This window comes from Actinomyces sp. oral taxon 448 str. F0400, assembly GCF_000220835.1.
Taxonomy (GTDB): domain Bacteria; phylum Actinomycetota; class Actinomycetes; order Actinomycetales; family Actinomycetaceae; genus Actinomyces.
The window spans coordinates 132,188-144,975 of record NZ_GL985606.1 but is presented as its reverse complement, the minus strand read 5'-3'; the positions used below and the strand labels follow the sequence as shown (position 1 = coordinate 144,975).

Annotated in this window: 14 protein-coding genes and 1 tRNA gene; 6 read left to right on the top strand and 9 right to left on the bottom strand. The window is 70.0% G+C overall.

The annotated features are described in order from the left end of the window. Positions 1-179: 179 nt before the first annotated feature. On the top strand, positions 180-812 hold the full coding sequence (locus HMPREF9062_RS12005) for a TetR/AcrR family transcriptional regulator (RefSeq protein WP_216584396.1): 633 nt from the start codon (positions 180-182) through the stop codon (positions 810-812). 97 nt (positions 813-909) lie between these two features. Here HMPREF9062_RS12005 and HMPREF9062_RS00665 read toward each other — a convergent pair. Next, positions 910-983 (bottom strand) — tRNA-Pro (locus HMPREF9062_RS00665). 225 nt (positions 984-1,208) lie between these two features. Here HMPREF9062_RS00665 and HMPREF9062_RS00660 point away from each other — a divergent pair. Continuing rightward, a complete protein-coding gene (locus tag HMPREF9062_RS00660; RefSeq protein ID WP_034253427.1) occupies positions 1,209-1,775 on the top strand; it encodes an O-acetyl-ADP-ribose deacetylase in 567 nt (188 codons plus the stop codon). Between the two features lie 49 nt (positions 1,776-1,824). Here HMPREF9062_RS00660 and HMPREF9062_RS00655 read toward each other — a convergent pair whose 3' ends face one another. Further along, complete coding sequence (locus tag HMPREF9062_RS00655) at positions 1,825-2,805, bottom strand: metallophosphoesterase (protein WP_009409667.1); 981 nt, start codon at positions 2,803-2,805, stop codon at positions 1,825-1,827. A gap of 6 nt (positions 2,806-2,811) precedes the next feature. Further along, positions 2,812-4,944 (bottom strand): transglycosylase domain-containing protein, encoded by a 2,133-nt coding sequence (locus HMPREF9062_RS00650; protein ID WP_009409666.1) that lies wholly within the window; start codon positions 4,942-4,944, stop codon positions 2,812-2,814. Between the two features lie 212 nt (positions 4,945-5,156). Here HMPREF9062_RS00650 and HMPREF9062_RS00645 point away from each other — a divergent pair, with 212 nt between their 5' ends. Together HMPREF9062_RS00645 and HMPREF9062_RS12295 are read left to right on the top strand one after the other, a co-directional pair. After that, positions 5,157-5,480 (top strand): WhiB family transcriptional regulator, encoded by a 324-nt coding sequence (locus HMPREF9062_RS00645; protein WP_009409665.1) that lies wholly within the window; start codon positions 5,157-5,159, stop codon positions 5,478-5,480. 51 nt (positions 5,481-5,531) lie between these two features. Beyond that, complete coding sequence (locus HMPREF9062_RS12295) at positions 5,532-5,699, top strand: DUF4177 domain-containing protein (RefSeq protein ID WP_009409664.1); 168 nt, start codon at positions 5,532-5,534, stop codon at positions 5,697-5,699. A 135-nt stretch (positions 5,700-5,834) separates the two neighbouring features. Here HMPREF9062_RS12295 and HMPREF9062_RS00640 read toward each other — a convergent pair whose 3' ends face one another. Next, on the bottom strand, positions 5,835-6,512 hold the full coding sequence (locus HMPREF9062_RS00640; protein ID WP_009409663.1) for a Crp/Fnr family transcriptional regulator: 678 nt from the start codon (positions 6,510-6,512) through the stop codon (positions 5,835-5,837). A 240-nt stretch (positions 6,513-6,752) separates the two neighbouring features. On the opposite strand from HMPREF9062_RS00640, the gene nth reads away from it, so the two are divergent. Next, positions 6,753-7,415: an endonuclease III gene (nth, locus tag HMPREF9062_RS00630; protein WP_009409662.1), complete on the top strand. Its 663-nt coding sequence runs from the start codon at positions 6,753-6,755 to the stop codon at positions 7,413-7,415. Between the two features lie 24 nt (positions 7,416-7,439). Here nth and HMPREF9062_RS00625 read toward each other — a convergent pair whose 3' ends face one another. Next, the gene (locus HMPREF9062_RS00625; RefSeq protein ID WP_009409661.1) at positions 7,440-8,432 is read right to left on the bottom strand and encodes an alpha/beta fold hydrolase; all 993 of its coding nucleotides are present in this window, start codon (positions 8,430-8,432) and stop codon (positions 7,440-7,442) included. A gap of 169 nt (positions 8,433-8,601) precedes the next feature. After that, entirely contained in the window at positions 8,602-9,252 is a 651-nt protein-coding gene (locus tag HMPREF9062_RS00620) for an NAD(P)-dependent oxidoreductase (protein WP_009409660.1), read from the bottom strand. 104 nt (positions 9,253-9,356) lie between these two features. Here HMPREF9062_RS00620 and HMPREF9062_RS00615 point away from each other — a divergent pair, with 104 nt between their 5' ends. Further along, positions 9,357-9,962 (top strand): TetR family transcriptional regulator, encoded by a 606-nt coding sequence (locus HMPREF9062_RS00615; RefSeq protein ID WP_009409659.1) that lies wholly within the window; start codon positions 9,357-9,359, stop codon positions 9,960-9,962. A 320-nt stretch (positions 9,963-10,282) separates the two neighbouring features. Here HMPREF9062_RS00615 and HMPREF9062_RS00610 read toward each other — a convergent pair whose 3' ends face one another. From HMPREF9062_RS00610 to HMPREF9062_RS12000, 3 genes are read right to left on the bottom strand one after another with little or no spacing between them, the layout of a single operon-like run. Then, positions 10,283-10,600, bottom strand: coding sequence for a branched-chain amino acid transporter permease (locus HMPREF9062_RS00610; RefSeq protein ID WP_009409658.1), 318 nt, complete (start codon positions 10,598-10,600; stop codon positions 10,283-10,285). Further along, a complete protein-coding gene (locus HMPREF9062_RS00605; protein ID WP_009409657.1) occupies positions 10,600-11,436 on the bottom strand; it encodes an AzlC family ABC transporter permease in 837 nt (278 codons plus the stop codon). The genes HMPREF9062_RS00610 and HMPREF9062_RS00605 overlap by 1 nt, the downstream gene beginning before the upstream one ends. 35 nt (positions 11,437-11,471) lie before the next feature. Next, a complete protein-coding gene (locus HMPREF9062_RS12000) occupies positions 11,472-12,782 on the bottom strand; it encodes a hypothetical protein (RefSeq protein ID WP_050795227.1) in 1,311 nt (436 codons plus the stop codon). Between the last annotated feature and the right edge of the window lie 6 nt (positions 12,783-12,788).

Here is a 12,788-nt window from a genome sequence, read left to right as displayed (position 1 = left end):
CGGGCTTCAGGCCGGGACTCGGGGCGGGGCATGAAGCGCCCCGCCCGCCGCGTCCGTGCCGGAGGACGCGAGGCAGTAAGGTCCCGCCCGATTGAGCAGACAGTCGTTTACTGTAACGAGACCATGCCGTTCCCGTCAGTCGCCGCAGGCCGATGTCGGGTCTGGCATACTCGCACGATGTGAGCGCACAGTCCTCATCAGCCGCGTCCGGCCCCGGCCGGAGCCGGCGTACACGCAATCGTCGAGGCGAAGGATGGCGCCTGCGCGAGGACTTGCTCAACGCGGCCGACAGCCTGCTGGACGAGGTCGCGTCCCCGGACACGATCTCCCTGCGCGAGGTGGCACGACGCGCCGGTGTCTCGCCGATGGCGCCCTACCGTCACTTCGCCAGCAGCCAGGAGCTGGTCGGCGAGGTGCTCACCAAGCGCTTCGCGGCGCTCGCGGCGGCCTTGACTGAGGGGGTGAGGCTCGATGACCTGTTCCCCGAACGGGCCCGTGCCCAGTTGATCGTCATGGCCGAGCGCTACGTGGAATGGGGGAGAACCAGCTCCGCCACCTATCACGGTCTGTTCGACAGTTCCAGGGTGCCCGCCGAGCAGATGAATATGCCCGGCGCTGAGCTGTTCGACGCCGTTGCCACGCTGATCGGTGCCTGCTCGACGCATGACGACCTGGACGCGCAGACGGCGGCGCGCCTGTTCTGGTGCGGGCTACACGGGATCGTGTCGTTGCCCGAACGCGGCGTCCTTGTCGGTTGGACATCGGACCAGGACATGATCGCGGATCTCGTGCGTCTGACGACCTCCGGCTGAGGGCGTCGCGGCGAAGTTCGGTAGCCATTCAGCTCGGTGGCCTGCAGCACCGCCCTCCTCGCACGTCATACGAGCGAGCTCGTCGACGTGCTCGTCGTCGGGGTGGCGGGATTTGAACCCACGGCCTCTTCGTCCCGAACGAAGCGCGCTACCAAGCTGCGCCACACCCCGCGTGCAGCAGGGAACAGCATAGTCGGATCGTCACAATGGAAGGAAATTCGGCTGAGGAGGCGTCGGTCACGCGCCGCTCGGTCTTGCATCCTGCGTCGGGAAGCGGGTTCACTGACGTCGCACGTGCTCTCGCCCCGCCGCTATCGATCCCGGCCCGGAGTCGTCGCCCGCCGACTCCAGGCCGACGGTGCGTGCGGGTCCGGGGAGACCGGGAGGGAGATCAGGATGAGAATCGAAGCCGTCACCGGTGACATCACCACGCAGCAGGTCGACGCCATCGTCAACGCCGCCAACCGCGCGCTTCTGGGCGGAGGAGGAGTCGATGGCGCCATCCACCGTGCCGCCGGCCCGGAGCTGCTCGCCGCCTGCAAGGCGCTGCGCCGCACCGAGCTGCCCGGCGGCCTGGACGTCGGGCACGCCATCGAGACTCCAGGCTTCGACTTGCCCGCCCGGTGGGTCATCCACACCGTCGGCCCGAACCGTCACGCCGGGCAGAACGACCCCCGACTCCTGCGCGACGCCTTCGCGAGCAGTCTGGAGCTCGCCGTTCGGCTGGGCTGCCGTTCCATCGCCCTGCCGGCCGTGAGCGCCGGCGCCTTCGGATGGTCGATGGAGGATGTCGCCCGGATCGCCGTCGACCAGGCACGGCAGCTGGAGGCCCGCGCCGCCGCCCCGCAGGCCGTGGTCGCCCTGGAACTCATCCGTTTCGTCCTCGCCTCACCACGGGCCCTGACGACCTTCGAGCGCGAACTCTCGCGCACGGCGCCGTCGAGCAATCCGCAGACCCGATAGGGTCGCCGCTGATCCGGCGTCGAGATGCGGATGGGAAGTGGAATCGCGTTCAGGCCGCCGGCCGCAGCGTGAGTAGGGTCGCTTCGGGAGGACAGGCCAGACGCACGGGCGTGTACGGGCTCGTGCCCAACCCCGCTGAGACGTGCAGGTACATGTCACCAGTCGCTTCCGACGTGCCGGTGCGCCCCGGCCATTGCGACAGGCCTGAGGCCCGCCCCCGATCGAGGTCGCAGTTGGTCACCAGCGCTCCGACACCGGGCAGGCACAGCTGACCCCCGTGCGTGTGGCCTGCCAGTGCCAGCCCGACGCCGTCGGCCGCCATGGCGTCGAGCACGCGCCGATAGGGGGAGTGGACCAGCCCGATCCGCAACCGATGGCCGTCGCGGTCGCGCACCGCGATTCCCGAGCTTTCCTGCGCCGGGTGCCCCGGCGCAGGATAGGCGTCGCGTTCGGCGTGCGGATCATCCACGCCTACCAGGTCGATGCGTCTGCCGCCCGTGATGAGTGCGCTGCGGGTGTTGGTCAGATCGGTCCACCCGCCCGAGGCCTGCAGATCGCGCACCGCCTCCCACGGCAGCGCAATCTCGGCCTCGTCGAGTCCCTCGTAGGCCGACACCGGGTTCGTACGCAGATAGCGCGTGGGGAGTCTGAAAAGCGTCGTGCGATAGTCGTGGTCTCCCAGGACGAAGGCTCCGGGCAGGCCGAGGAGGGGTTCGAGCGCGCGCGCGAGTGGTTCCAGGCCGCTGGCGAAGGACAGGTTGTCCCCGGTGTTGACGACGACGTCCGGGCGTACTCGAGCCAACTCCCGCACCCAGGCCACTCGAGCCTCAGTGCGGTCGGTCAGGTGCAGATCCGCCAGGTGCAGGACTGTCAGGGGCCGCTCGCCGGGGGCGAGGACGGGGACATCGATACGACGCAGGACGGGGCGGCGCGCCTCCAGGAGCGTATAGCCGAGCAGGCAGATCCCCGCGGCGGTCACACCTCCCGCGGCACGGGCGAGCGTGCGCGCCGTGCTGTGCGTGATGGGCATTGCGTGTCAGTTCCCGCCCGGGGTTCCGGAGGCATGAGCCCCGAGGCTCGGCTGACTGAAGCCCGGATCGGGTTGTCCCGCCAGCGCCTCGTTCATGTACTGCTGCCACAGCGGCGCCGGGGCGTCCGAACCGTACATGGTCGTGTAGTAGTGACCGCCGATGGTCTGGTGGTCCATCCGGGAGTAGCCCTCCGAGTGGCCCAGCCACACGGACGCCGCCAGCTGCGGTGTGAAGCCTGTGAACCAGGCGTTGTCCATGTCCTCGGTCGTACCGGTCTTGCCGGCCGCCGTCCGGCCGCTGAGAGGAATGTCCTTTCCGGTGCCGTCCTTATCGAATACGTGGGTGAGGGTCAGCGCTGTCTGATCCGCGGCGGTGGCGTCCATCGCCTGCCAGCAGTTGGCGGAGGGCACGTCCATCGGACTGCCGTCGGCGTCCTCGATGGAGTCGATGGCGATCGGACGGCAGTACACGCCGTGGGCTGCGAATGACGCGTAGGCGTTGGCCATCTGCAGCGGCGTGACCTCCTGCGAGCCCAGTGCGATCGAGGGCGTTGGAGTCAGGGGATCGCCGGAGTTATTGGTGACCCCGAGCTTGGCGGCCAGGTTCGTGATGTTGCAGATGTCCATTTCGGAGGTCATCTGGGCGAAGCCGACGTTGATGGACTGAGCAGTACTCTGAATCACGTTGTGCGCTCCGCTCTCGGAGTCATTGGCGTTCCTGACGTCCCATGTGTCGGCCTTGGAGGGATCGCAGGAGATGTTCCACGTCGAGCGTCCGAAGGTCCGCGGCGAGGTGTTCATGGATGTGTAGCCGGAGCGGCCCTCCTGGTACCACTCCGCCAGGACGAAGGCCTTGAAGGTCGAGCCCGGCTGGAATCCGGAGCTGCCGCCGCCGGTCTCCAGACCGCCGTGGGAGGCGTCCGCACTGAAGGAGATCTGCGTCACTGAGGAATCGCTGTCGGTCGTCACGCCGTAGTCCGTGTTCTGACTCATGGCCATGATGCGGCCCGTGCCCGGTTCGACGGAGGCCAGTGCGGCTTTGACGTTGGAGGGGTCTCGTGTCGGCACGTAGTGCTGCACGGCGTCGTCCGCCGCCTGCTGCTTGCTCTGATCGAGCGTGGTGGTGATCGTCAGTCCTCCTCGCAGGAGCAGCTGCTTGCGCTCGGCCTCCGTGGCTCCGTAGAGATCGGAGTTCTCGATCTCGGAGACCACGTACTCGCAGAAGTAGGCCGCCGATCCGGCCGTGCCGCAGCCTCCGACGGTGTCCGACACGTTCAGAATGTCGGAGATCTGAGTGTTGTAACCGGCCTGCCATTCCTCATCGGTGATGAACTCCTCCTTGTGCATCTTGTCCAGGACCCAGTTCATACGGTCCTTCGCCTTGTCCGGGTAGGCGATCGGATCGTACGCGCCCGGTGCGTTGGTCAGGCCCGCCAGGAGCGCCGACTCGGTGATCGACAGGTCCTTGGCGGAGTGCGAGAAGTAGTGCCGCGCGGAGGCCTCGACCCCGTAGGTCGACGGGCCGAAGGCAGCGATATTGAGGTACCCCTCGAGGATCTGCTGCTTGGAGTACCTCTGCTCCAGGGTCAGTGCGTACTTGATCTCACGGATCTTGCGGGCGGCCGAGCGGGCGGTCGCGGCCGACTGCGCCGCCGTGTCGTCCTTCTGGATGGCGGCCTCCACCAGGACGTTGCGGACGTACTGCTGGGTCAGAGTCGATGCTCCCTGGGACCCGCCGTTGGCGTTGGAGACGACGGCGCGGATGATGCCGGTCGGATCGACGCCCTTGTGCTGGTAGAAGCGCTGGTCCTCCACGGCGACGATGGCGTTCTGCATGATGGGCGCGACCTCGTCCAGGGGCACGACGATGCGGTTCTCCGCGTAGAACTGGGCGATTTGCGTGCCGTCGGCGGCCTTGATGGTCGAGATCTGGCTCGGCTCGAGAACGTTGAAGTCGTCGGGCAGCTCATCGAAGAGCTTGGCGGAGGCGTTCGTCACAGCTGTCGCAGCGCCGACCATGGGCATCGCGAACCCTGCGGTGAGCACGCCGCCGGCGCTCGACAGAAGGACGAAGACCATGAGCATGGAGACCACCTGGGCCGACGTGAGTGACCTGCCGCGGGAGGGAGACTTCGACATGGGCACAGCCTACGGGGCAACCTGGTCTCGGCGCTGTGGGATTCGCCGCGATCGACCTGAGAAGGGTCTAGGAGTCGCTGGTGGGGTCGGTGTGAGCGGTGCGAGGCGCCTCGTGCGTCGATGCGGATTTGGCCTGAGGGCGACGCCTGACATACGGTCGTCGGTGTGACGCGGCTGACAGCGCGGTCGGCCGACCAGCTAGGGAGAAAGAAATGACGACCGATCAGACCTGGGCTGCCCGAGCAGCGTGCGCCGGCATCGAGCCGGACCAGCTCTTCGGTAAGGGCGCCGAGCAACGGGACATCCGGTCAGTGTGCTTCTCGTGTCCGGTTCGTATGGAGTGTCTCGCCGAGGCTCTCGACTCCGATTCCTCCTTCGGGGTGTGGGGCGGGCTGACCGAGCGCGAGCGGCGGGCTCTGCTGCGCCGCTTCCCGGAGGTGACCGACTGGAGCGAGTGGCTGCGGCAGGAGGATGACGACCTCGTCGCCGAGATCCACGCTCGCCGCGCCCCTCGGATCCTGGCCCGTGTGAGATGAGCTGTCGGACCCCGCTTCCGCTGCGCGCGGTGCTGCCCGTAGGCTCGCCCCATGACCACCTCGACCACATGGGAGTACGCCACCGTCCCCCTGCTCATCCACACCACTAAGCAGATCCTCGATCAGTGGGGCGCCGACGGGTGGGAGCTCGTCCAGGTCGTTCCCGGCCCGACCGGCTCGGACAGCCTCGTCGCCTATCTCAAGCGCCCCCGCGCCTGACTGCCGAGCGTCCCCTCCGGTCCGAGACCCAGGACTCCAGCGGGTCGCGGTCGGTGCCGGATCGGTCGGTCGCGGTCATCTCGGCTCGCCTCCGTCCTGGCGGCGGATCCCGCCACCAGGACCGGTCCGGCCCCTTCAGCGGGCGCGTCGACGGAGACGATCGACGTCGAGCAGTGTGACGGCACGGCCCTCCAGGCGGATCCACCCGCGGGAGACGAACTCGGCCAGTGACTTGTTGACCGTCTCGCGGGAAGCGCCCACCAGCTGCGCCAGTTCCTCCTGGGTCAGATCGTGGGGGACGTGCACACCGTCCTCCGTCGTCGAGCCGAAACGGTCGGCCAGGTCCAGCAGGGCCTTGGCGACGCGCCCGGGCACGTCGGAGAAGACCAGGTCGGCCAGAGCCGTGTTCGTGCGGCGCAGGCGCTGAGCCAGAGCTCGCAGCATGTCCTTGGCCAGGGCCGGGTGCGACTCGATGAACCCCATGAGCTGAGCGTGCTCGAGAGTGAGCAGCTCGGTGGGGGCGACGGCGGTGGCCGTCGTCGAGCGCGGGCCCGGGTCGAACAGTGTCAGCTCGCCGACCACCTCGCCGGGGCCGAGCACGGCCAGCAGATTCTCCCGCCCGTCCGCCGAGGCGTGGCCGAGCTTCACCTTGCCGGAGAGCAGGATGTAAAGGCGGTCACCCGCGTCCCCCTCGTTGAAGAGGGTCTCGCCACGACGCAGGGTCGTCTGCGTCATCATGGCGCGCAGCTCTTCCTGCTCTTCAGGGGTCATTCCCTCGAAAAGCGGGATTCTGGCGATGATGCTGTCTTCCACGAAGGTCCTCCTGGTGGGGTTGATCGTCTGAGTCCCGGCGCGCGGCGGGCAGGCTCACGCCCTATCCTGCCACGGCTTGTGATCTGTGGCACGCGGACCGACGCTGTAGTCTTGATTGTGATCTCGTCGCTCGCCGCTCGGCCGAGCACTCCGGGGGAGGGGGGAAGCGCCGAGGAGGATCCGGGGGCGCCGGGAAGGAGGCCGCGGGAGAACCGCGGGAAGCCAGGGAGAGGAGCCGCCGTGCCTGCACGTGTGTCGAGTCGCCCGGGGTCCCTCGTCTGGCGTGCGCGCGCCGTCGACGATGAGCTCGTCGAGCTCTATCCCGACGTCGGCTGCACCCTGGACCACAACGGCCCGTTCCAACTCCTGGTGGCCACGGTGCTGTCCGCCCAGACCACCGACGCCCGCGTCAACACGGTCACCTCAGGGCTCTTCGAGGCCTGCCCTGACGCCGCCGCACTGGCGGCCGCCGATCGGAGCGACCTCGAGGCGCGGCTGCGGCCGCTCGGCATGCAGCGCACGCGCGCCGCACGGCTCATCGATCTGGGCGGCGAACTGATCGAGCGCTTCGACGGCGCTGTCCCACCGGTGCGCGAGATGCTCGTCACCTTGCCGGGTGTGGGACGCAAGACCGCTAACGTCGTGCTGGGCGACGCCTTCGGGATGCCGGCGATCACCGTGGATACCCATGTGGGTCGTCTGTCGCGGCGCCTGGGGTGGACGACGTCGAAGGACCCGGTGCAGGTCGAGCGGGACCTGGCCGCGCTGTGGGAGCCGGAGCGCTGGACCGACGGCTGCCACCGACTCATCGAGCACGGACGGGCCGTATGCCGCTCGCGCTCGCCCCGTTGCGGGCAGTGCGCGCTGGTCGACTCCGGGCTGTGCCCGCGAGTGGGGGTGTGAGGTCGCGCCGGCCCCGCCGCCCGGTTACAGGCCCCGGCCGATCTCGATCAGGAAGGGCAGGATGATGTCGATCAGCCGGTCGGGCGCTTCCTCCTGGGGGAAGTGCCCGACGCCGCGCACGGTCACCTGGCGCAGGTGGCCGGCGACGTGGTGGGTGTCGCGGGCGTAGGCCTGCGCCGGCTGAAGCGGGTCCTGCTCGCCCTGCACGCTCATGACGGGGACGGTCACGGGATTGTCCAGGCAGGTCGCCTCCGCGTGGCTGAGAATCGTGCGGCGCACCGTCTCGAGTGCGGAATGCGCCGCGCCCGGCCGCGCCATGAGCGCCGCGTAGAATCCCGCCTGCTCGGCCGCGGCCTGCCTTGTGCGCGGGCCCGCCCAGGAGCGCAGCAATCGCTCGACGCCCGCCGTCGTGCGCAGCGACCGCTCCGGCAGCCCCGGCGTCTTGAGCCACAGGTACTGCAGGGCCGCTCCCGAGACGATCCGGCCGCGCAACGACCTGAGCGCCAGAGGGTGGGGTGCTCCCACGGGCGCCACGGCGGCGACCGTCGCCGGCTCCCGGCTCGCCAGCATCCAGGCGACCTGGCCGCCCAGCCCGGCCCCGACGACGACCGCTCTCTCGTGCCCGAGCGCCCGTACGACGGCGGCCAGGTCGGAGGCCAGGGTCACCAGGTCGTAGCCCGACGGCGGCCGGTCCGAACCGCCGAAGCCGCGCAGGTCCACGGCGGCGACGCGATGGCCCGCATCCGCCAGGGGCCCGATGACGTGGCGCCACGTCCACCAGCACTCGGGGAAGCCGTGAACGAGAAGAACCAGCGGCTGGGAGGGGGGCGCGTCGAGGCGCGGTTCGACGGGCGGGACAGTACCGCCCTCGGTCGTCCCGCCGGCACCGGGGTCGCTATCGGTCCCGGCGCCGGCGAGCGGCTCCTCGGGCCCGGCGAGAGCCACATGGAATCGAGTCCCACCGGCCGTGAGGTCGCGGTGGGTCCAAGGGCCGGGAAGGGCGACGGTGACGGGCACCAGTGCAGCCTACCGGGCGGCGGATCGCCGGGCGCGCCGACGGGGTCCGACCGTCCGGTCGGGGGTGCGGGCCGCGGAGCGCTGCTGGGGCCGGCCTTCCGGGCGGTGGATGCGGCGCCGTCCCCGGAGCCGGTGGATTCGCGCCTTCGGCCCGCCTTCGAGGCCGAGCTCACGTGCGGATCAGGTGCGTTCCGCTCCACCCGTTGCCGATCGCGTCCGCTACGGCCAAGGAGAAGTCCTCATAGCTGATCCGCCCGGTGAGGAACGGGGTCTCATCGTCCGACGGCGCAAGCCGCTTGTAATCGCCGGTGCACGGGCCATCGGGCAGGTAGTCGGGCGGCGGGACGAGATAGGTCCACGGGGCCGCGCATCCGCCGGTCTCGAGGTGATCTCTGAGCTCGGCGTGCGCGATCCCGCGCGGCAGCGTCGCCGCCGGAAAGCACGGGTGCTGCCAGAACCGGAGTCCGCCCGTCAGATGCAGGGATCCCGCGCCGCCCACGTGGACGATTCGCAGGTCGACGTCCTCATCGCTCGCCCGCCGGATCAGCTCGTGAAGATCGATCAGTGCGGTCGCCGCGATGTCCTCCCGCAGACGGATCGCGTTGACGACGACATCGATCCCCGCCAGGGATCGTCTCATCGTCGATGGATCGTCGAGGTCGATGAGGCGCACGCCGTCGGCGCCACGTTGGACGGGCGCGGTCTTCGCTCCCCTCCGGCGTGCGCCGGCGTACAGGCGCGCGCCCGGCGGGCGGTGCCTGAGCAGGGCGGCGCCGGTGCGGCCGGTGGCGCCGAGGACGAGTACGTTCGTGCCGGACATGCGAGTGCACTCCCCTTCCAACGGTAACGTTGGTCATTATCGTAGGAACGCTCGTGCACAAGATGCAACGGTTGCGTTGGAGATGTGGTTGAGAAGGTGACCCGATGGCATGGGATACGGCGGAGACCAGACGCAGGATCAAAAGGGCCGCGACAGCGGAATTCGCCCAGTACGGGCCCGACGGGACGGCGATCGAGCGGATCGCGAAGAGGGCCGGAGTCAACAAGGAGCGCGTGTACAACTACTTCGGCGACAAGCGGGCGTTGTTCGCAGCGGTGCTGCGCGACGAGTTGGCGGAGGTGGCGCGATCGGTGCCCGTGGAGTCCTTCGCCGCGGAGGACATCGGCGACTACGCCGGGCGGGTCTACGACTATCATCGCGAGCGCCCCGAACTGATTCGGCTCCTGCGGTGGGAGGCGTTGTCCTACGACGGCGAGGTGCCCGATGAGACTCTGCGCGCTGAGTACTACGAGTGCAAGTCCGAGGCTGTCACGAAGGGACAGAGCGCCGGAACGATCACCGCCGACATCGACGCTCCGCACCTGATGCTGCTCGTCCTCTCGGTGGCGGGATGGTGGTCGGCCGTTCCCCAAGTGGCGCGGATGCTCTGCGGCCCTCTGTCCGAGCAGGAGCATGTGAAGAGGCGTGCGGCCGTCGTCACGGCGGTCCGCCGCCTCGCTGCTCCGGGATCGACGCCGCAGCTCGGCTGACGACCGCACCGCCCGCGCCCGCCACTGGTCGGTGGGCCGGCCGCGCGGGCTTCGCACTCAGCGTCATGTTGATCGGCCGGGTCCGGCTGGACCGCCACGCGATGGTCTCCACCCTGCGGCGCGTCGACCAGCGGATGCTCGTGTGCAACCTGTTCCTCCTGCTCGACGTCGTTCTCCCCCTCGCCGCGACTGTGCTCGCCTCGACGTGCGAGCCGGGAACCGGCGCCCGGCTCGGCGCCTTACTTCTGCGGGGCGGTCATGACCGTCGGCGGCATCTCCTCCGATGCCCTGCGATAGGCGGGCCGCCGCCGGCCGCCCCTTCAGCTCAGCAGGATGCTGGCCAGGATGTAGACGCCGGTCCCGCCGATCAATGACAGGCCGATCGAGCGGCGCCACAGGTGCAGGCCCGCCGTCGTCCCGATCCCGACGACGGCCGGAAGCCATGTGGCCGGCGCGGCGCTGTCGAGGGTGTAGGCCACGAGGACGATCATGACGCCCAGCGGCATGGTGGAGGCCAGGAAATCGACCAGAGGGCTGCGGCTTCGACCCCGCAGCAGCGCGAAGGGCGCGACGCGGCAGACGAAGGTGATGACCGCGACGACGACCACGGCGACCGCGATGCGGGGATCGGTCAGCATCAACGGGCCCGTCCGGACTCGTGATCCGTTCCGCTCGCGCCGGGCTCGGCGGGGTCCGTGCCGGGCGCGCCGGAGACGGCCCGTCGAGCCGCGGGGCCGCTCGTCGAGCAGCGGCGCCGGCAGTAGAGCGCGACGAGCCCCGCCGACAGCACACCCAGAGCGCTGAGCAGGGCGGCCGACCCCCCGACCGTCATGCCGACGGCGCCCGCGAGGACCCCGATGACCAGGACCGCCGGATCCGGATGGCTCCTCCAGTTCTCGATGGCCAGAACGACGAACAGAGAGGTCAGGACGAAGCCCAGCAGTGTGATGTTCCCACCGATCAGCGCCGCCAGCCCGGTGCCCGCCAGGGCGCCCGCCGCCGTCCCCAGAGTCCACGACACGTGGCTGACCGCTTCGATGGTGAGGATGTAGCGGCTGGTCATCGCCGTGCGATCCTTGGAAGCGAGCAGCGCGTAGACCTCATCGGTGATGGTGTGGACGGCGTAGAACCGGGCGAGGGCGCCCCCGCGCACACGGTTCAGGGGGAAGCCCAGTCCGTAAAAGACGTGCCGACTCGAGACGAAGGCCGTCGTCGTCGCGATCGCCGCCAACGGCTCGCCCGATCCCGCCAGGGGCGCGAGCAGCATCTGCATCGTGCCCGAGTAGATGACGACGCTCCACAGCGGCGCCCACCACCACGACAGCCCCTCGGCCACCAGCAGCATGCCGGCGGCCAGTCCCAAAGTCGCATAGCCGATGACAACGGGCACGACGTCGCGCAGGGCGTCGCGCGCGGAAACCGTGGACGGAGCCCCCGGAGCCGTCGGGACGGGCCGGGGTACGCGGAAGGGCACGCCCTCCAGGTTAGCCGAGAGCGCTCCGCCGTCAGTCAGTCGGAGCGGCGCACGCGGTCGATGACCTCCTGCTCGCGTCGTCCCGCGCGTCGGGCCGAGTGCGAGACGACGCCGACCATCACCATGAACACGCCCAGAGCCAGGAACTTGCCGGTGACGGCGTCGGCCCACAGGTAGTCGCTCAGGCTCGTGCCGAGGGCGGACTGCGCGTTCAGATCATCGAGGAATGGCGAGACGACGTCGGTCATCACCCCGGGGAGGACGAGGAAGGGCAGTCCCAGCAGGATCGAAACGACCCCGACGACAATGCTGCCCGCACTGGTGTAGCGCGCCATCCACAGGGCGACGGCGAGGGCCAGCGCGCCCGACCCCAGCTCGACCGCGCCGCGCGCCGACGTGGTGAACACGTGGGGCTCCGCCGGTGCGGCGGTCGCCGCCGAGGCGCCGTCGTGGAGGAAGAACCAGGCGATGGGCAGTGCCACGATCGACACGAGGATGCCGGCCCAGTGGGCGGCGGTCCGCGACTTCGGGTGCCCGACCACAGTGGAGCCGTCGAGCGGCACGTCGTCGTCGGCGGCATGCCTGCCCTTCAGGGCGCTCCTGCTGCTGCGCGCGGCGGGTGCGTCCTGCCCGACCCGGTCGACGGGGCCGCCGGGGCCCGCCGCACCGGCTCCGCCTCGGGGCCGGGTCGTGAACGCCTGGCGTCCCGCGCCGGGCGCTTGAGGCGGCTCTGTTCGCCATCCCGAGTCACCCGCGATCCTCCCCTCGGGCGCCCGACCGCGATCGGGTACCGGGTCGGGCTCCGCCGGCACCTGCTCAGCGGGGCCGGAGGCGGGAGCGGCGGTGAACAGAGAGCGGCGGCGCACGGCCGTGTCCTCGATGGGAGGCCGGCCTTCTTCCTCCGGTGCTCCCGGATCGGGGACGGACGGGATGGTGGGGCCGGGCCTTTCGAGTTCAAGAGGATCGTCGACGGGGCGGCCCACGGGAATCGTCCTCGCATCGACGGGCAGCGACAGTTCCGGTGGACCCGAGGCGCCGGGCTGCAAGGGCATGGCGGGGCCGGAGGAATTCCCCGCAGCGGCCGCTGCGTCGGGCCCGGTGGGCGGTGCGCCTGCGTCCGGCCCGGTGGGCGGTGCCGGCAGCCCCGGAGAAGCGGCGGCGCCGGTCCGCCCGAGTCCCTCGCGCTTGGCCGGGGGCTCGCCGTCGTCGCCGAGCGCCGGGGTGGGGGACGGCATCTGCGGGGAAACGGCTCCGGCCGCGGACGCGTCACCGGCATCGACGGGTCCGCCCTTCTTAGGCGCCTCGGTCTCCTCCTTCTCGGAACGACTGGAATTCTCGGTGCTCACGAGGCC

Bases quoted from the DNA above. Each gene is read 5' to 3' on its own strand.
- HMPREF9062_RS00645 (WP_009409665.1), top strand. From the start codon at position 5,157: ATGACGACCGATCAGACCTGGGCTGCCCGAGCAGCGTGCGCCGGCATC.
- HMPREF9062_RS00660 (WP_034253427.1), top strand. From the start codon at position 1,209: ATGAGAATCGAAGCCGTCACCGGTGACATCACCACGCAGCAGGTCGAC.
- HMPREF9062_RS00655 (WP_009409667.1), bottom strand. From the start codon at position 2,805: ATGCCCATCACGCACAGCACGGCGCGCACGCTCGCCCGTGCCGCGGGA.
- HMPREF9062_RS00615 (WP_009409659.1), top strand. From the start codon at position 9,357: ATGGCATGGGATACGGCGGAGACCAGACGCAGGATCAAAAGGGCCGCG.
- HMPREF9062_RS00610 (WP_009409658.1), bottom strand. From the start codon at position 10,600: ATGCTGACCGATCCCCGCATCGCGGTCGCCGTGGTCGTCGTCGCGGTC.
- HMPREF9062_RS00620 (WP_009409660.1), bottom strand. From the start codon at position 9,252: ATGTCCGGCACGAACGTACTCGTCCTCGGCGCCACCGGCCGCACCGGC.
- HMPREF9062_RS12295 (WP_009409664.1), top strand. From the start codon at position 5,532: ATGACCACCTCGACCACATGGGAGTACGCCACCGTCCCCCTGCTCATC.
- HMPREF9062_RS00650 (WP_009409666.1), bottom strand. From the start codon at position 4,944: ATGTCGAAGTCTCCCTCCCGCGGCAGGTCACTCACGTCGGCCCAGGTG.